General features: G+C 66.5%; 15 protein-coding genes. 6 read left to right on the top strand and 9 right to left on the bottom strand.

All coding sequences use genetic code 11. The features are described 5' to 3' along the window. Window positions 1–100: 100 nt before the first annotated feature. From L8K25_RS02075 to smpB, 7 genes are all read right to left on the bottom strand, one after another. Entirely contained in the window at window positions 101–1,111 is a 1,011-nt protein-coding gene (locus L8K25_RS02075; RefSeq protein WP_277923007.1) for an SDR family oxidoreductase, read from the bottom strand. Window positions 1,112–1,236: 125 nt separating this feature from the next. Further along, entirely contained in the window at window positions 1,237–1,590 is a 354-nt protein-coding gene (locus L8K25_RS02080) for a response regulator (RefSeq protein WP_242137262.1), read from the bottom strand. Between the two features lie 38 nt (window positions 1,591–1,628). Next, entirely contained in the window at window positions 1,629–4,052 is a 2,424-nt protein-coding gene (locus L8K25_RS02085; protein WP_242137263.1) for a response regulator, read from the bottom strand. Between the two features lie 127 nt (window positions 4,053–4,179). Continuing rightward, window positions 4,180–6,237 carry a M13 family metallopeptidase gene (locus tag L8K25_RS02090; RefSeq protein ID WP_242137264.1) on the bottom strand — a complete coding sequence of 686 codons (2,058 nt, stop codon included), beginning with the start codon at window positions 6,235–6,237 and terminating at the stop codon, window positions 4,180–4,182. A gap of 32 nt (window positions 6,238–6,269) precedes the next feature. Then, complete coding sequence (locus L8K25_RS02095; RefSeq protein WP_242137265.1) at window positions 6,270–8,327, bottom strand: M13-type metalloendopeptidase; 2,058 nt, start codon at window positions 8,325–8,327, stop codon at window positions 6,270–6,272. A gap of 60 nt (window positions 8,328–8,387) precedes the next feature. After that, window positions 8,388–8,972 carry a DUF2062 domain-containing protein gene (locus L8K25_RS02100; RefSeq protein WP_242137266.1) on the bottom strand — a complete coding sequence of 195 codons (585 nt, stop codon included), beginning with the start codon at window positions 8,970–8,972 and terminating at the stop codon, window positions 8,388–8,390. Next, window positions 8,965–9,447 carry an SsrA-binding protein SmpB gene (smpB, locus tag L8K25_RS02105; RefSeq protein WP_010164253.1) on the bottom strand — a complete coding sequence of 161 codons (483 nt, stop codon included), beginning with the start codon at window positions 9,445–9,447 and terminating at the stop codon, window positions 8,965–8,967. Before smpB ends, L8K25_RS02100 begins: the two co-directional genes overlap by 8 nt. 170 nt (window positions 9,448–9,617) lie before the next feature. Here smpB and L8K25_RS02110 point away from each other — a divergent pair, with 170 nt between their 5' ends. Next, window positions 9,618–10,019 carry a thioesterase family protein gene (locus L8K25_RS02110; protein WP_242137267.1) on the top strand — a complete coding sequence of 134 codons (402 nt, stop codon included), beginning with the start codon at window positions 9,618–9,620 and terminating at the stop codon, window positions 10,017–10,019. Window positions 10,020–10,170: 151 nt separating this feature from the next. On the opposite strand, the gene dapA is transcribed toward L8K25_RS02110, so the two are convergent. Then, window positions 10,171–11,052, bottom strand: coding sequence for a 4-hydroxy-tetrahydrodipicolinate synthase (gene dapA, locus L8K25_RS02115; protein ID WP_242137268.1), 882 nt, complete (start codon window positions 11,050–11,052; stop codon window positions 10,171–10,173). 87 nt (window positions 11,053–11,139) lie between these two features. Between dapA and L8K25_RS02120 the strand changes: the two genes are divergently transcribed. The 5 genes from L8K25_RS02120 to L8K25_RS22660 all read left to right on the top strand — a co-directional run bounded on the left by L8K25_RS02120 (window position 11,140) and on the right by L8K25_RS22660 (window position 14,757). Next, window positions 11,140–13,131, top strand: coding sequence for a lytic transglycosylase domain-containing protein (locus L8K25_RS02120; protein ID WP_242137269.1), 1,992 nt, complete (start codon window positions 11,140–11,142; stop codon window positions 13,129–13,131). A 7-nt stretch (window positions 13,132–13,138) separates the two neighbouring features. Further along, window positions 13,139–13,642 carry a transcription elongation factor GreB gene (greB, locus tag L8K25_RS02125; RefSeq protein WP_242137270.1) on the top strand — a complete coding sequence of 168 codons (504 nt, stop codon included), beginning with the start codon at window positions 13,139–13,141 and terminating at the stop codon, window positions 13,640–13,642. 236 nt (window positions 13,643–13,878) lie between these two features. Beyond that, window positions 13,879–14,154, top strand: coding sequence for an acylphosphatase (locus L8K25_RS02130; protein ID WP_242137271.1), 276 nt, complete (start codon window positions 13,879–13,881; stop codon window positions 14,152–14,154). A 34-nt stretch (window positions 14,155–14,188) separates the two neighbouring features. After that, on the top strand, window positions 14,189–14,527 hold the full coding sequence (locus L8K25_RS22655; RefSeq protein WP_277923429.1) for a Uma2 family endonuclease: 339 nt from the start codon (window positions 14,189–14,191) through the stop codon (window positions 14,525–14,527). Between the two features lie 23 nt (window positions 14,528–14,550). After that, window positions 14,551–14,757 carry a Uma2 family endonuclease gene (locus tag L8K25_RS22660; protein ID WP_277923471.1) on the top strand — a complete coding sequence of 69 codons (207 nt, stop codon included), beginning with the start codon at window positions 14,551–14,553 and terminating at the stop codon, window positions 14,755–14,757. 188 nt (window positions 14,758–14,945) lie between these two features. Here the strand turns inward: L8K25_RS22660 and ettA are convergent, their stop codons facing one another. After that, complete coding sequence (gene ettA / locus L8K25_RS02140) at window positions 14,946–16,625, bottom strand: energy-dependent translational throttle protein EttA (RefSeq protein ID WP_242137272.1); 1,680 nt, start codon at window positions 16,623–16,625, stop codon at window positions 14,946–14,948. Window positions 16,626–16,720: the final 95 nt, after the last annotated feature.

The raw sequence follows: 16,720 nt of genomic DNA on the forward strand, positions 1-16,720 counted from the left end.
AAGAGGCGAACGGAATAATTCGGGAGGGCCGCTACGTCGTCAATCCGGCGGCCCCCGACCGTCACCCCTGCCTACGCCGGGGTGACGGCAACTCAACGCGTCATGGCAGGCCGTTACCCCCCGCCGCGCCATAGACGTGGCCCGTGGTGTAGCTCGACCCGTTCTCGGCGAGCAGCACGTAGATCCCCGCCAGCTCGCCCGGTTGTCCCGGACGCGCGGCGGGCGTGTCGCCGCCGAAATTCTCGAGCTTCTCCATGGTCGCGCCGCCCGACACCTGCAGCGGAGTCCAGATCGGCCCCGGCGCCACGCCGTTGACGCGAATGCCCTTGGGCGCGAGCTGCTTGCTCAGGCTGCGGACATAGTTGGTGGTCGCGGCCTTGGTCATCGCATAGTCGTACAGATCCTTGGTCGGATCGGTCGCCTGCTCCGAGGTCGTGCCGATGATCACCGAACCCGGCTGAAGATGCGGCAACGCCGCCTTGATGATCCAGAACGGCGCGTAGATGTTGGTCTTCATCGTCCAGTCGAACTGTTCGGTCGAAATGTCGAGGATCGACGCATGCGACTGCTGCCGCCCGGCGTTGCTGACGATGATGTCGAGCCCGCCCAGCTCGCGGATCGCCGTATCGACCAGCTTCTTGCAGAAGGCCTCGCTGCGCAGGTCGCCAGGAATCGCGACGCCCTTGCGGCCCGCCGCGCGGATCAGATCGATCACTTCGCGCGCATCCGCCTCCTCGTCCGGCAGATAGTTGATCGCGACGTCGGCGCCCTCGCGCGCATAGGCGATCGCCGCCGCCCGGCCCATGCCGGAGTCGCCGCCCGTGATCAGAGCCTTGCGTCCGGCCAGTCGGCCGGAGCCACGATAGCTCGTCTCGCCATGGTCGGGCCGTGGGTTCATCTTGCCGGCAAGGCCGGGCCACGGCTGGCTCTGGCGCTGGAACGGCGGCTTCGGCCCGGCGCTGCGCGGGTCCTTGAGACCGGCCGGGGGCGTTCCCTGCGCGGGCGTCTGCGGCTTGCCGAGCGCTGGGGCGGCAGCCGCGGCGGCGGCAATGCCGACCGCGGCACCGCCCACGATTGCGCGGCGCGAAATTCCGTCTTCCTGATTGGCCATGGTTCGTCTCCGTTCAGCGAGGTGATCGCTGGGGAAACTCGCGTTGACCAAAGCGGTTCAGCATCCGCCGCGCTTTGTTACCGTAATCTCGATCAGTATGCACCGCCCGGCAGGCCACGCGAGGATCAGCCGAGCGCGTCGAGCGCCTTGGCCACGCCGTCCATCGTGAACGGCTTCGGCAGGGTCGGCCGGTCCGCCCAGCTTTCCCCGACGCTGTCATGGGACCCGCCGGTCGCGAAAACGAACGGAATGTTGCGCGCGGCAAGCGCTTCGGCGATCGGGAAACTCTTCTCACCGCCGCGCAGGTTGACATCGAGGATCGCGGCGTCGATGCCGCCTGCGTCGACCAGGGCCAGCGCCGAGCCGACGTTATCCGCGCTTCCCGCCAGGGACTTGCCGAGGACATCGAGAAAGTCCTCGATCATCATCGCGATCAGGGGCTCGTCCTCGACGACGAGAATGGATTGTGGAGCACTCATCTCGCCGCCTCTACTCCAGCACGACGACCCGCGCTATCTCATTTTGTTCCTAACACCACGCGCGTCGCTTCTGCAAGTTCCTGCACCGAAAACGGTTTTGCCAGAAACGACACATTGTCGAGATTGATCGACTTGCGCAGCGTCTCCTCGGCATAGCCCGACATGAACAGGATCGGCAGATCCGGATAGCGCGCGCGGGCATGGCGGACCATCGTCGGGCCATCCATCAGCGGCATCATCACGTCCGAAATCAACAGGTCGGGCCGCGGATTCGCCTCCAGCAGTTCGAGCGCGGCCTCCCCGTTTTCGGCGGTCAGCACGGTATAGCCCTGTCGGCTGAGCGCGCGCTCGGCGATCGCCCGGACCATGTCCTCGTCCTCGACCAGCAGGATCGTCCCCGTGCCCCACAGGTCGACCGGCTTTTCGCGCGGCGCGGGGCGCGGCGGGGTCGGTTCGTTGAGCGCGCCCTCGGTATAGACCGGCAGATACATGGTGAAGACCGCCCCCTGCGCGCTGCGCCCGGACGAGTCTCCACTCGGATCCTTCCGATTTTCCGCGAAGATGTAGCCGCCCGACTGCTTCACGATCCCGTAGACCGTCGACAGGCCGAGACCGGTACCCTTGCCCACCTCCTTGGTGGTGAAGAACGGCTCAAAGATCTTGGGCAGGATTTCGGCCGGGATGCCGCCGCCCGTGTCGCCGATCTCGAGCACCGAATAATCGGCCGGGGGCAGGATGTCGGAGGCCAGCTTGCGCACGTCGGCGGCGGTGACGGCATAGGTCTGGATCGACAACGTTCCCGCGCCGCGCGGATCATGCGTGATCATCGCATCGCGGGCGTTGACCGCCAGGTTGACCACGACCTGTTCGAGCTGCCCCGGATCGGCCCGCACGGGGCTCAGGTTGCGGCCGTGCTTGACCGTCAGCGTCACCGTTTCGCCGAGCAGCCGCTTGAGCAGGTTGGACACTTCGGAAATGACGTCGGGAAGCTGCAAGACCTGCGGACGCAAGGTCTGTTGCCGCGAGAAGGCGAGCAGCTGGCGCGTCAGGCTCGCCGCGCGGTTGGAATTGGCGCGGATCTGCTGGATGTCGTCATAATCGCTGTCGCCGGGCGAATGGCGCATCAGCATCAAATCGCAATGGCCGATGATCGCGGTCAGGATGTTGTTGAAATCGTGCGCGACACCGCCGGCGAGCTGTCCCACCGCCTGCATCTTGGTGGCCTGCGCGACCTCGCGCTTGAGCCGGGTCTCCTCGCTATTGTCCTTGAGACTGAGCAGCACCGCCGCCTCGCCCAGCCCGCGCGCGCCCGCGATCGACAAAGCGACCGGCTCGTCGGGATGGTCCTTGAGCCGCACCGCGAGATCGGTCGAATGCGTAGCGCCGCCGGCGAAGCGCCGGATCGCGTCCGCGACCACGCCCTTGTCCTCGCGCACCAGCAGGTCGCCGGGATAGAGCGGCGGGCTCGTCGGATCGACCGCGGCGGCGCGGGCGAACGCGTCGTTCATCTGCAGAAAACGCCCGTCTGCACCGATCAGCGCGACACCGAACGGCATCAGCGCGACGAGGCTCTTGATATGCGCGCTCGCGCTTTCGCCGATCGCAGGCTGGCCGCCGTCCTCCTCGTCGATCAGCGCGACGAGCATCGGTGCGTCCTCGCCGTCGAGGAACGGGATCTGGAGCACGCGCAAGGGGTTGCGGGTCATCCCCTCGCGCTCGAACCGCGCCATCCCTTGCGCGTCGGTGATCAGGAACCGCGCGAAATCGCGGCCTAGGATCGGGCTGTCGCCCTCCCCCATGGCGCGCGCGCGCAACACCCGGTTGGCGGCGCGGATCCGGCCGTCGGGATTGATCAACGCGGCCATGATTCCGGCGCCGCCAAGACGGTCACCGGTCGGCCCCGCGATCAGCGCCTCCATCGTCCGCGCAAGGTCGAGCCCTTCGCTCCCGCGGAACCGCCACACGAGCAGGTTGCCGTCCTCGCCCGCGCGCGCTACGTCGGCGGTAAGCGACGTACCCTGCGCGATCAGTCGCCCCGCGGTCGCCGCGCCGTCGCGCCACGCGGCACGCCCGGCGGCACTCAGCCGTTCGACCCCGCTTGCGTCGAACGGCAATCCCGGTGGGGTCGGGAAGCCCGCGAACACCGCCTCGTAGCGATCGTTCGCGCACACCAGCCGCCCCGCCCGGTCCGTCACCGCGATCGCATCGGCGCTGCTTTCGGCCAGCGCGCGCGCGACGCTCCAATCGGGTTCGAGCGTGACGTTGGCCGTCGCCGGGAACAGCCGCCGGAACGCCACGAGCGCGCCGCCGAGCACGACCGCCGTCGCGAGAAACGTCGCGGCGAGCGGGACGCTGCCGAGCGCGCCTAGTACGATCAGCGCCGCAACGATCCCGCAGCCACCCGCGATCAGCAGGGCGGACCGGGCCGGCCGGTCGGAGGTCTGGGTCGGTACGCTTGCCATAAGACCTCGTGTCGAAGCCTCGGGACGAAGCGTCAAGAGTGTAGCGCGGTGGCTCGACCGATGACCGGCCGGGGCTGTCGCCCCGCCCTTCCGCAAACGCATCGCAAGGGCGGGGATACCACGGCTCTTACCAGATGCGCACGCGCTGTTGCGGGGTCAGGTACAATTTCTGTCCCACCTTCGGATCGAACGCCGCATACCAGGGATCGAGGTTGCGCACGACCCAGGCACGCTGTTCGGACGGACTGTGCGGATCGGTGACGAGTCGCTGCTTCAGGTTCGCCTCGCGGTAGTTGCGCCGCCACACCTGCGCCCAACCGAGATAGAAGCGCTGGTCGCCGGTGAACCCGCCGAGCGTCGGGGCCGTGCGATTGCCCAGCGCATGATGATAGGCGTCATAGGCGACCGTCAGCCCCGCGAGATCCGCGACATTCTCGCCGAGCGTCAGCGCGCCCTTCACGTGGACGCCGGGCAGCGGTTCGTAGGCGTCATACTCCTTGACCAGCGCATCGGTGCGGCCCTTGAACGCAGCGACGTCGGCCGGCGTCCACCAGTCGGTCAGCTCGCCCCTGGCGTTGTACTTGGCGCCCTGGTCGTCGAAATGGTGACTGAGCTCGTGACCGATCACGGCGCCGATCCCGCCGTAATTGACCGCGTCGTCGGCGTTGGGATCGAAGAATGGCGGCTGCAGGATGGCAGCCGGGAAGACGATCTCGACCATGCCGAAATTGGCATAGGCGTTTACTTCCATCGGGGTCATGCCCCACTCCCACCGCTGCAGCGGCTTGCCCAGGTGCGATACGTTATACGCTTGCTGCCACTGGTTGGCGCGCCATGCGTTGCCATAGGCGTCGCCGGCGGTGATCTGCAGCCCGGAATAATCCTTCCACTGCGAGGGGTAGCCGATCTTCGGGGTGAAGGCGGCAAGCTTCGCATGCGCCTTGACCTTGGTTTCGGCGGCCATCCAGTCGAGCTTGTCGATCCGCCGGTCCATCGCCGCGATCACGTTCTTGACGAGCTTGTCCGCCGCTGCCTTGGTTTCGGGCGGGAAGTATTTGGCCACGTAGAGTTTGCTGACCTCGTCATCGAGCGCGCCGATCGTGAAGTGGACCGAGCGCTTCCACCGCGCCTCCTGCTCGGGCGTGCCCGACAGGACCGTGCCGTTGAAGGCGAACTGCTCGTCGTCCAGCGCCTTGGGCAGGACGTCGGCATAGCTGTCGAGCGACCGCACGATCAGCTGATCCTGCAACACCCCGATCGGCGCCGCGGCGACCAGGCTGGCGATCCCCGCCACGGCGGTCGGCTGCGCAACGATGACGGTCGGGACGTTCGCGCCGATCCCCCGAAAATAGGTCGGGAACGCAAAGCCCGGCGCGGTCTTGGTCAGATCGGCGACGGTCATCTTGTTATAGGTCTTGGTCGCATCGCGGCTGTCGATGCGGGTCCAGCTGACCTTGGCGATCTCGGTCTCGAACGCGACCAGCGCGGCGGCGCGCGCTGCCGCATTCGGCTCGCCCGCGAGCGTCAGCATCTTGGCGATATGCGCCTGATACGCCGCCTTCTTGTCTGCGAAGCTCGCCTCGAGATAATAATCGCGGTCGGGCATGCCGAGCCCGGACTGCGAGACCGACAGCGCATAGATCTCGGGGTGCTTGTCGTCCTGCCCGACATAGGCGCCGAACGGACCGCCGATCCCCGCTTTAGTCGCCTCCGCGAGCAACGCCGGATAGGCGGCGCGGGATTTCATCGCCTTGATCTTGCCGAGCCACGGCTGGATCGGCGCAAGGCCCTTCGCGTCGATCGCGGGACGATCGAGGAAGGTCGCATAGGCCACGCCGATCTTCGAACGGGGGTCGCGCGCAACGCCCTCAAGGATCGTCCGCGTGCGCGATTCGGACAGGTCCGCGATCAGGTTGAACGCCCCGTAATTCGACTTGTCCGACGGGATCTGCGTCGTTCGCGCCCAGGTTCCGTTCGCGAACGCGTAGAAATTGTCGCCCGGCGCGACCGACCGGTCCATTCCCGCTGCGTCGAAGCCGAAGCTGCCGAACTGCGGCTTGCCCGCGGCGGCGGCGGCGGGTGCCGCCGCCGGGTCGGTGGGTGCTGTCTGCGCGACACCGCCCGTTGCAAGGGCGACCGCCACCGCCCCGGCCGAAGCCAGGGCGAGACCGTAGATAACCTTCATCTCCACTCTCCGAACAGTCTCGTTTCCGTGTATTACCAGACCCGTACGCGGTCAGCCGGCGCAAGGTACATCGTGTCGCCGGGCTTCGCGCCGAACGCCTTGTACCACGCATCGACGTTGCGCACTTCGGCGGTGCGGAACGGACCCGGCGAGTGCGGATCGCTCAGCAATTGCGAGCGCAGCGCCGGCTCGCGGAACTTGATCCGCCAGACCTGCGCATAGCCGAGGTAGAAGCGCTGGTCGCCGGTCAGACCGCCGATCACGGGTGCGGGCTTGCCGTTGAGCGAGCGATGATAGGCATCGTACGCCACCGCAAGCCCGGCAAGATCGGCCATGTTCTCGCCGAGCGTCAGGCCACCCTGGATGTGCTGGCCCGGGATCGGCTCGTATGCGTCATATTGCTTGACCAGCTTGTCGGTCAGCGCGGTGAAGCGCTTGACGTCCTCGGGCGTCCACCATTCGGTGAGCTTGCCGGTCGCGTCGAACTTGCGCCCCTGGTCGTCGAAATGGTGGCTGAGCTCATGCCCGATCACCACGCCGATCCCGCCGTAATTCACCGCCGGATCCGCCTTCGCATCGAAGAACGGCGGCTGGAGGATCGCCGCGGGGAAGACGATCTCGTTCATCACCGGATTGGCGTAGGCGTTGATCGTCATCGGGGTCATGCCCCATTCGGTGCGGTCGATCGGTCCGCCCAGCTTGCTGAGGTCGCGCTGATATTCGAACGCGTTGGCGGCGGCGACGTTCGCGACCAGATCGCCCCGGTTGACCTGGAACGCGCTATAGTCGCGCCACTTGCTCGGATAGCCGATCTTGGGGGTGAAGGACGCGAGCTTCTGGTGCGCCTTGACCTTGGTTTCGGGCGCCATCCATTCGAGCTTGTCGAGCCGCTGCCCCATCGCCGCGATGATGTTCCGGACAAGCTGGTCCGCCGCGCTCTTCGATTCCGGGGGGAAATATTGCGCGACATACTGCTGGCCGACATCCTCGCCAAGCGCATTGCTGACGGTCGCGACGCCGCGCTTCCAGCGGGGCTGTTGCTGCGGAGCGCCCGACAGGACCGTGCCGTAGAAGGCGAAGTTGGTCCGGTCGAAGGTCTTCGACAGATACGGCGCATAGGACCGCAGCAGCTTAAGCGTCAGATAATCCTTGAGCAGCGGCAGCGGGGTCTGCTGGAACAGCTGCGCCCCGGCGGCAATGGCGCTCGGCTGGCCGACGATATAGGCGGGCTGCTGCGCGACGCCGAGCGCGGTCTGATACTCGGTCCACGGGAAGCCGGGTGCCTTGGCGGCGAAGTCCGCCGCCGTCCATTTGTTATACCCCTTGTCGGCGTCGCGCGATTCGATCCGGGTCCAGTGCCCGGTCGCGATCCGCGTCTCGAAGGCGACGACCGCGGCGGCGCGCGCCTCGGCATCGGGCTCGCCGACCAGCGTCAGCATCTTCGCGAGATAGGCCTGATAGGCGGCCTTGGTCTCGACCAGCTTGGCGTCGGTCTTGAGGTAATAATCGCGGTCCGGAAGACCGAGGCCGGCCTGCGCCATCTCGACGACATATTGCGTCGGCATCTTGGCATCGATCCCGACGCCGACGCCGAACATCCCGCCGACGCCGCGCCGCTGCAGCTTCGCCATCTCGACCGCCAGCGCGGTCTTGTCGTTGACCGCCTTGATCTCGGCGATCCACGGCTGGATCGGCTTGGCGCCCTTCGCTTCGATCCCGGCCTCGTCCATGTAACTCGCGTACATGTCGCCGCTCTTGTTGCCGGGCGTCTTCATCGCGGTCTCGAGGATGCCGCGGGTCCGCTCGGTCGACAGATCCTGAAGCACGTTGAACATGCCGAACGCCGCGCGATCCTCCGGGATCGCGGTATTGCGCGCCCAGGTGCCGCCCGCATATTCGGCGAAATTGTCACCCGGCTTCACGGTCTTGTCCATGCCGGCGAGATCCAGGCCGAAATCACCATAGGTCGGCTTGCCCGCGACGGCGGCCGTGGTTGCGGGGGCGGGCGTGGGCGCTGCGCTCTGCGCATAAGCGGCGCCGGCCAGCGCGGCCGAGGTTAGCAACGATACCGCAAAGATCGAACGACGCATGGCAGACCCTTAATAAAGCATGACGAAAGCCTGCGTGTTGTATCTAACCGATACGCCTAGTCAAACGGGTTCCTGCATTTGCCGTTGCAAAGTTCTGCGGCGCCATTTCCGGCCGATTCGGACCCGCCAGACCAGCCCTGCGCCGACATAGCCGACCGCCGCGAGAACCGCCGAGATGACCATCAGGCCGACGATCGTCGCCGGGCCGACTTGCGCAACCAGGGTGTGGAACCACCCCGCATGTGCCGCGACATTGCTCGCGATCGGCTGCCCCGGGACCGCGCGGTCCCAGTGCAACACCCAGCAACCGACGTGATAGGCGCTGAAATACAGCGGCACGCTGGTCAGCGGGTTGTGCAGCAAGGTGGTCGCGACCGCGACCGGGACATTGGCCCGCACCGGCAATGCCGACAGCGCTGCGACGGGTGCGTGAACGAACGGAAACAGAATGCCGCTCACCACGCCAAGTGCCACGCCGCGCGGAACCGACCGCCGGGTGAACCGCCACAGCACGGGATGCAGGATGCGATGGGCGACCGGCCGCAAAAACCGGTTGCGCTCGATCCCCTCCCGAGTCGGGATATGATGCCGTGCGTACGTCCACGCCCGCGCCCAGATCCCGTGAGAGGCGGCGGCGTCAGCCACGGTCGCGCATCAGCCGACCCTGCTCGCGCTTCCAGTCGCGTTCCTTGATCGAATCGCGCTTGTCGTGCGCCTTCTTGCCCTTCGCGAGCGCGAGCTCGATCTTGGCGCGCCCGGTCGAATTGAAATAGATCATCAGCGGGATCAGCGTCATCCCGTCGCGATTCACCGCGCCGTGCATCTTGTTGATCTCGCGGGCGTGGAGCAGCAGTTTTCGCGGGCGCTTGGGCTCGTGGTTGAAGCGGTTGCCGTGGCTGAACTCGGGGATGTTCGAATTGACCAGCCACACCGCGCCGTCCTTCGCCTCGGCATAGCTCTCGACGATCGACCCCTGCCCGGTGCGGAGCGATTTGACCTCGGTCCCGGTCAAGGCAATCCCTGCCTCGAACACGCTTTCGATGGAGTAATCGTACCGTGCGCGCCGGTTCTCGGCGACGATCTTGGTCTTCTCGAATGTAACAGGTTTGGGACGCGCCATAGGCTGGGCGATGTAGGGCCTCGTTCCCGGGAGCGAAAGCCCCATGGCCGTTGCCAACGGATCAATTCGCGACTGGGATCGAACTGCCCGGCCCATCGTTGCTGACATAATTGTTAACGACCGCGGTCCTAGGCTCTCGCAACGGCGCCCGATCTCGGATAGGATGTGTCATGGTCCAGTTCGCTACCCATAATTTCCCGATCGACATCGATGCGGCGGACATCGACTTCATGGGGCATGTCAACAACGCATCCTATCTGAAGTGGGTACAGGCGGCGGTCATCAGCCATTGGCAGCGCTTTGCGCCAGCCGAGGCGCTGGCTTCGCACGCGTGGGTCGCGCTCAAGCACGAGATTACCTATCGCAAGCCGACCTTCCTCGACGACGAGGTGATCGCGACGGTTCTGCTCGAAAAGGTCCAGGGCGCGCGCGCCTTCTACGAGACGATCATCAAGCGTGGCGAAGAGGTCCTCGCCGAGGTCAAATCGAGCTGGTGCTGCCTCGATATCGAGACGAAGCGCCCTGCGCGGCTTGGCCAGAGCGTAATCGACCGGTTCTTCGCGAAGGACTAAGGGTCCCGCCGCGTCAGGACGTACCCCCCGGGGAAGGCCGGGGCCCAATCGCGGAACCGTCGATGGAGAATGTTGCGCACCATGACGCAGGGTCTCACTACTGGGCCCCGGCCTTCGCCGGGGTAGCGGCAGTTCGCAGACCTTGCGGAGCTTAGCCCAAACCCGCCGCCGCCAGCCCCGCATCGACCGCGCGCTGGCTCGCCTCGCCCGGCCATGTCATCGGCAACCGCAGCGCCTTGGGAAACGACGTCCGCACTCGGTTGAGCGCATATTTCACCGGCCCCGGCGACGCATCGGTGAACAACGAAACGTGCAGCGCGAACAGCCGGTCGTGGAGCGCGAGCGCCGTCGCATAATCTCCCGACGCGCATGCCGCCTGAAAGTCCGCGCACAACCGCGGCGCGACGTTGGCGGTCACCGAGATGCACCCGACGCCGCCCGTCGCGTTGAACGCCAGCGCCATGTCGTCATTCCCCGACAACTGAACGAACCCCTCCGGGCACACCGCGCGCTGCGCGGACACGCGCTGGATCACCCCCGTCGCATCCTTGATGCCGATCACGCTCGGGAACGCCAGCGCGATCCGCCCGACGGTCTCCACCGCGATATCGGTCACGGTCCGCCCGGGGACGTTGTACAACACGATCGGCAGATCGCTGCTGTTCGCCACCGCCTCGAAATGCCGGAAGATCCCCTCCTGATTGGGCCGGTTGTAATAGGGCGGGACCATCAGCGCGGCATCCGCGCCCGCCGCCTTGGCGGCCGCGATGTTGTGGATCGCGACGCGCGTGTCGTTCGACCCTGCCCCGGCCAGCACGGGCACCCGTCCGCGCGCCTGATCGACACAGATGGCGACGATGTGGAAATGCTCGTCCGCGGTCAGCGTGGCGGCCTCGCCCGTCGTACCGCACGGCACCAGCCCGGCGGACCCTTCCGCGATCTGCCATTCGACCAGATCGCGATAGGCGGACTCGTCAAAGGCGCCGTCAGCGGCGAACGGCGTGACGAGCGCCGGGATCGATCCCGAAAACATGCTGTTATGCTCCTGCGCGCCGGTCTTTCCGTCGCATTTCCTGTTTTTCGACGGGACAAATACGGACAGGAGGCATACTCTGTCCACATGATTGCAACGCTGTTCAAATCGGGTTTCCTGTTGGCCAGTGTGTCGAGCCTGGCGATGCCCGCCGACGCGGTCCAGGAACAGCTCGGCTGGGGTCGCGCGACCCAGATCCTCACCGGGACCAATGCCTCCAGCGTCGCGATCGCGGCCACCATCTCCGAATGGAAGATGCTGCAGACGACGGGCTATGGCTTCGATCGCTATGCCGCCTTCCTGATCGCGCATCCCGGCTGGCCGAACGAGATGGCGCTGCGCCGCTCGGCCGAGCGCGCGCTCGAGATGCCTGGCTGGTCGCCTGCCACTGCGGTTGCCTATTTCCGGCGCTTCCCGCCGCTCACCGGGACCAGCCGCTTGCGCTACGCCGAGGCGCTTGCGGCGACTGGCGCGCGCGCCGAGGCCAACGCCGCCGCGCGCGCCGCGTGGATATCGGGCGCCATCTCGCCGGTCGACGAAGCGAAGGTGCAGGCCTTCTACCCCGGCGCGCTGAGCCAGGCGGACCAAGACACGCGGATGGACATGCTGTTGTGGCAGGGCTCGACGCTCGCCGCGCAGCGTCAGGTCGTGTTGACCAGTTCGGCGCGGCGGGCGGTGTTCGAGGCACGGCTCGCGTTCCGCACCAACGCCCCCGACGCCGCTGACCGCGCCGTCTTGACGCAGGCGATGGGCGCGACCGATCCGGGCTGGCTCGCCGACCGCGCGAGCTGGTACCGCCTCAACGGCGCGTCGAACAGCGCACGCGGGACGCTCGCACAGCGCGCCCCGCTCGCGGTCGTCCCGGGCAGCGCCGAGCAGTGGTTCGAGGTCCTGCTGACCAACGCGCGCGCCGCCGCCAACGACGGGCAGACCGCGGTCGCCTATGACATCGCGCGCCGGGTCGACGACGCCTATCCCGCGGGCACCGATGTCAGCGCGCGGCCCTATGGCGAGCGCGACGATTACACGAGCCTCGTCTGGCTTGCCGGCCAGGCCGCGATGAAGCAGATGAACCGCCCCGCCGACGCGACCGGGCTGTTCCTGCGCTACGCCAATGCCTCCAAGACCCCGACGACCCAGTCGAAGGGCTATTACTGGGCGGGCCGCGCGGCCGAGGCGGCGGGGAACCGCGCCGAGGCGAACGGCTATTACGCCCGCGCTGCGGGGTTCCGCGACATGTTCTACGGCCAGCTTGCGATCGAGCGGCTCGGCCAGACGCTGACCGCGCCCGCCGCCCCCGTGCAGCGTCCGGTCGACACCGCGACCCGCAGCGCCTTCTACGCGCGCGAGACGGTCCGCGCGGCGCAATATCTGGGCACGACCGGCGCGTGGCTCGACCAGACCGCGTTCGTCCGCCAGATCGCGCTCGACGCCAAGACCGACAGCGACCACGTCCTCGCCGCCGAAGTCTCGCGAACGCTCGGTCGCCCCGATCTCGGGGTGATGGTCGGGCGTAGCGCGCTTCAGAACGGCCTCAGCGACTACACCACGGTCGGCTTCCCCAACGTCCGGGTTCCGGTCGCGAGCCAGGACGACTGGACGATGATCCACGCCATCGCCCGGCAGGAAAGCCAGTTCGACCGCGCGGCGATCAGCCACGCCGGCGCGCGCGGGCTGATGCAGCTGATGCCGGGCACCGCGCGCGAGACCGCGACCAAGCTCGGGCTTGCGTATGACGCCTCGGCGTTGATGACCGACACCGATTACAACATCATGGTCGGGTCGAGCTATTTCCGGAAGATCTTCGGCACCTTCGGCAGCTATCCGCTCGCGGTCGCGGCGTATAATGCGGGCCCGGGCAACGTGAACAAATGGCTCCGCGCGAACGGCGACCCCCGCATGGCGGGCGGCCCGGACATGATCGACTGGATCGAGGCGATCCCGATCTACGAGACCAAGAATTACGTCCAGCGCGTGCTCGAGAATGCGGTGGTGTACGACCTGATGAACCCGAGCCGGTCGCGGTCGTCCGGGCCGAACCGGATCAGCTGGTACCTGGGCAAGCGCACCCAGGGCTGACGCTGCGATGGATCGCCCGAACTACATCACGCCCGCGGGCTACGCCGTGCTGAGCGCGGAATATCAGCAGCTGCTCGGCGAGGAGCGCCCCAAGCTGGTCGACGTTATTTCCTGGGCGGCGGGCAATGGCGATCGTTCGGAAAACGGCGACTATATCTACGGCCGCAAGCGGCTCCGCGAGATCGACCGGCGGCTCGGCTTCCTCGCGCGGCGGATGAAGGCCGCCAAGGTCGTCGACCCCGCCGCGCAGCCCGACCACGGGAAGGTCTGGTTCGGCGCGACCGTCACCATCGCGGACGAGGACGACGAACACCGCGTGCTGACGCTGGTCGGTGACGACGAGACCGATGCCGCCGCGGGCAAGATCGGCTGGAACGCCCCGATCGCGCGCGCGCTGCGCGGCGCGGCGGTCGGCGACGTCCGCCGCGTGACCCTGCCTGCGGGTGAGCGGGAGTATGAGGTGATGGCGATCGAATACCCTCCGGTGAATAGGTTGTTTTCCGATAGCTGACCTGCATCGTCACCCCCGGCGAAGGCCGGGGCTGTCGGGTTGTCGTGCCGCCGGGCGCCCGTTGCGCGACGGCCCCGGCCTTCGCCGGGGTGACGGGAGACTGGCCGGAGCAACCTGTACCGACACGGCGGCGCTGGCGTGCGACGAATAGCCGCGCGCGCCAGATGTGCGCCAGCCATGGTCGCGCTACACACCACCCGACGGCGCGCAGTTTCGCGCCGATCCAGCAGTGAGTGATGACGATGCAGCGCGTGTTCGTAAGTGGGAAGGTCCAGCGGACCGGCTATCGGGATTGGGTCGTCCGGCGCGCGCAGGAGCTTGGCGTCATCGGCTGGGTCCGCAACCGCACCGACGGTCGTGTCGAACTGCTCGCAGCTGGGGATGAAGCTGCGGTCGCGCGGCTGATCGAGCTGTGCCGCCAGGGTCCGGACACCGCCCGCGTCGACCACGTCGAGGCGCAGCCCGACAACGAGCGCGCGCCCAAGGGGTTCACCAAGCGGTTCACCGTCTGATTGCTCGGCTCCGCGCACATGCTATGATGATGGCATGACCGCGCAGGATGCCCTCGCCCGCCCCTTCACCCCGAAGCTGACGGTCGACGATTACCTGTTGCTCGACCGGTCGGGTGCGTTCGATGCCTATGCAAAGACGGAGCTGATCGATGGCGCGGTGGTGGCGGTGAATGCGCAGTTCAGCGAGCATTTTACGGTCAAGACCAAGCTGCTGCTTGCATCGGCGGAGGCGTGCAAGGGTCTGGGCACCGGGCTGCAGGCATGGTCCGAGGGGTCGATCACCATGCCGCCGCACTCCGTTCCGGAGCCTGACGTTTTCGTGACGACGGTCGAACCGGTCCGCGGGCCGGTCGCCCTCGAGAGGTCGCGCTGATCGTCGAGGTTGCGTCCACCTCGCTGAGCGACGATCTGGGCGTAATGCTGCGGATCTATGCGCAGGCGGGGGTGCCCGAATATTGGGTGGCCGACGTGAAGGCGCGGGTCATTCACCAGATGTGGGCGCCCTCCGGTCTGACCTACGCGGAGCGGCGGGTGATCACGTTCGGGGATCGGGTCCAGTCCGAGACCATGAACGGCCTCGGCGTGGATACCGCCGCGCTCTGAGGCCGAAGGTCGCCGAACGACCAATTATCGCTGGTCAAAGTTTTCCGGAAGTTTCTTCCCCGGCGAAGGCCGGGGCCCAGTCGGAATGTCCGAGGTAACGAAGCGCCGGCGCTCGAAAACTGGCGTTTCGCAACTGGGCCCCGGCCTTCGCCGGGGAAGCACAGCAGATCAGTCAGCGCATCGCCAAATCAGCGCGTAAGCTTTTTATACGCCAACCGCGTCGGACGATCCGCCGCATCGCCCAGGCGACGCCGCTTGTCTTCCTCATACGATTCGAAGTTCCCCTCGAACCATTCGACATGGCTGTCGCCCTCGAACGCGAGGATGTGCGTGGCCAGACGATCGAGGAAGAAGCGGTCATGGCTGATCACCACCGCGCAACCCGCGAACGACTCCAGCGCCTCTTCAAGCGCACGCAGCGTCTCGACGTCGAGATCGTTGGTCGGCTCGTCGAGCAGGAGGACGTTGCCACCCTCCTTGAGCATCTTGGCGAGATGGACGCGGTTGCGCTCACCGCCCGACAGCTGGCCGACCTTCTTCTGCTGGTCCTGGCCCTTGAAGTTGAACGCGCCGACATAGGCCCGCGTGCCAAGCTCCTGCTTGCCGAAGCGGAAGATCTCGAGCTTGTCCGAGATTTCCTCCCAGACGTTGTTGTTCGGGTCGAGATCGTCGCGCGACTGGTCGACATAACCGAGCTTCACCGTCTGCCCGACTTCGATCGAGCCGACGTCCGGCGTTTCCTGCCCGGTGATCAGCTTGAACAAGGTCGACTTGCCCGCGCCGTTCGGCCCGATCACGCCGACGATCCCGCCCGGCGGCAAGACGAAGTCGAGGTTCTCGAACAGCAATTTGTCGCCATACGACTTGGTCAGGCCCTTGGCCTCGATCACCTTGCCGCCGAGCCGCTCGGGCAGCTGGATCAGGATCTGCGCCTTGCCGATCGAGCGATTCTCCTGCTTCTCCATCAGCTCGTCGAACGCGCGGATACGTGCCTTGGACTTGGTCTGGCGCGCCTTGGGGGTCTGCCGCATCCACGCCAGCTCGTCCGAGATCGCCTTGGCCTTGCCCTGCTCCTCACGCTCTTCCTGCTCGAGCCGCTTGACCTTCTTTTCCAGATAGCCGGAATAATTGGATTCGTAGGTGTAATAACGCCCGCGATCGAGCTCGAGCACCCAGTTGACGACGTTGTCGAGGAAGTAGCGATCGTGCGTCACGAGGATGACGTTGCCGGTATATTCCTTGAGGTAATTCTCGAGCCACGCGACGCTCTCGGCGTCGAGATGGTTGGTCGGCTCGTCGAGCAGCAGGATACCCGGCTTCTCGAGCAGCAGCTTACACAGCGCGACGCGACGCTTCTCACCACCCGACAGGTTGGTGACCGCGCTGTCGCCCGGCGGGCAGCGAAGGGCCTCCATCGCCTGCTCGAGCTGGCTGTCGAGCGCCCAGCCGTCGGCGGCGTCGATCTTGGTCTGGAGATCGCCCATCTCGTCCATCAGCGCATCGAAATCGGTATCGTCCTTAGGATCGCCCATTTCGGCCGAGATCGCGTTGAAGCGCTCGACCATCAACGCGACGGGACCTGCGCCCATCTTGACGTTTTCCATGACCGTCTTGGTCGGGTCGAGCTGCGGCTCCTGCGGCAGATAGCCGACCTTGATCCCGTCCGCGGCCCACGCCTCACCGGTGAAGTCCGGGTCGATCCCGCCCATGATCTTCATCAGCGTGGACTTGCCCGAGCCGTTCGGCCCGATGATCGCGATCTTCGCGTCGGGCAGGAACTGCAGGTGGATGTTGTTGAGCACCGGCTTGGGCGCGCCGGGGAAGGTCTTGGTCAGGCCCTTCATCACATAGCTGTACTGCACGGCCATAGCCGATGATGCTCCGTTCACATGAGGCTGGAAAATATGTCCTGCATGTAGCGGGCATGCGGTGGATTGGCAACGTGGCCGCCGGTGGATACGGT

Origin of the sequence: Sphingomonas sp. TREG-RG-20F-R18-01 (assembly GCF_022662475.1) — a bacterium.
GTDB lineage: Bacteria > Pseudomonadota > Alphaproteobacteria > Sphingomonadales > Sphingomonadaceae > Sphingomonas.

What these genes read in the sequence shown, in the direction of transcription:
- L8K25_RS02075 (WP_277923007.1), bottom strand. Translation starts at nt 1,111, where the DNA reads ATGGCCAATCAGGAAGACGGAATTTCGCGCCGCGCAATCGTGGGCGGT.
- L8K25_RS02080 (WP_242137262.1), bottom strand. Translation starts at nt 1,590, where the DNA reads ATGAGTGCTCCACAATCCATTCTCGTCGTCGAGGACGAGCCCCTGATC.
- L8K25_RS02085 (WP_242137263.1), bottom strand. Translation starts at nt 4,052, where the DNA reads ATGGCAAGCGTACCGACCCAGACCTCCGACCGGCCGGCCCGGTCCGCC.
- L8K25_RS02090 (WP_242137264.1), bottom strand. Translation starts at nt 6,237, where the DNA reads ATGAAGGTTATCTACGGTCTCGCCCTGGCTTCGGCCGGGGCGGTGGCG.
- L8K25_RS02095 (WP_242137265.1), bottom strand. Translation starts at nt 8,327, where the DNA reads ATGCGTCGTTCGATCTTTGCGGTATCGTTGCTAACCTCGGCCGCGCTG.
- smpB (WP_010164253.1), bottom strand. Translation starts at nt 9,447, where the DNA reads ATGGCGCGTCCCAAACCTGTTACATTCGAGAAGACCAAGATCGTCGCC.
- L8K25_RS02110 (WP_242137267.1), top strand. Translation starts at nt 9,618, where the DNA reads ATGGTCCAGTTCGCTACCCATAATTTCCCGATCGACATCGATGCGGCG.
- dapA (WP_242137268.1), bottom strand. Translation starts at nt 11,052, where the DNA reads ATGTTTTCGGGATCGATCCCGGCGCTCGTCACGCCGTTCGCCGCTGAC.
- L8K25_RS02120 (WP_242137269.1), top strand. Translation starts at nt 11,140, where the DNA reads ATGATTGCAACGCTGTTCAAATCGGGTTTCCTGTTGGCCAGTGTGTCG.
- greB (WP_242137270.1), top strand. Translation starts at nt 13,139, where the DNA reads ATGGATCGCCCGAACTACATCACGCCCGCGGGCTACGCCGTGCTGAGC.
- L8K25_RS02130 (WP_242137271.1), top strand. Translation starts at nt 13,879, where the DNA reads ATGACGATGCAGCGCGTGTTCGTAAGTGGGAAGGTCCAGCGGACCGGC.
- L8K25_RS22655 (WP_277923429.1), top strand. Translation starts at nt 14,189, where the DNA reads ATGACCGCGCAGGATGCCCTCGCCCGCCCCTTCACCCCGAAGCTGACG.
- ettA (WP_242137272.1), bottom strand. Translation starts at nt 16,625, where the DNA reads ATGGCCGTGCAGTACAGCTATGTGATGAAGGGCCTGACCAAGACCTTC.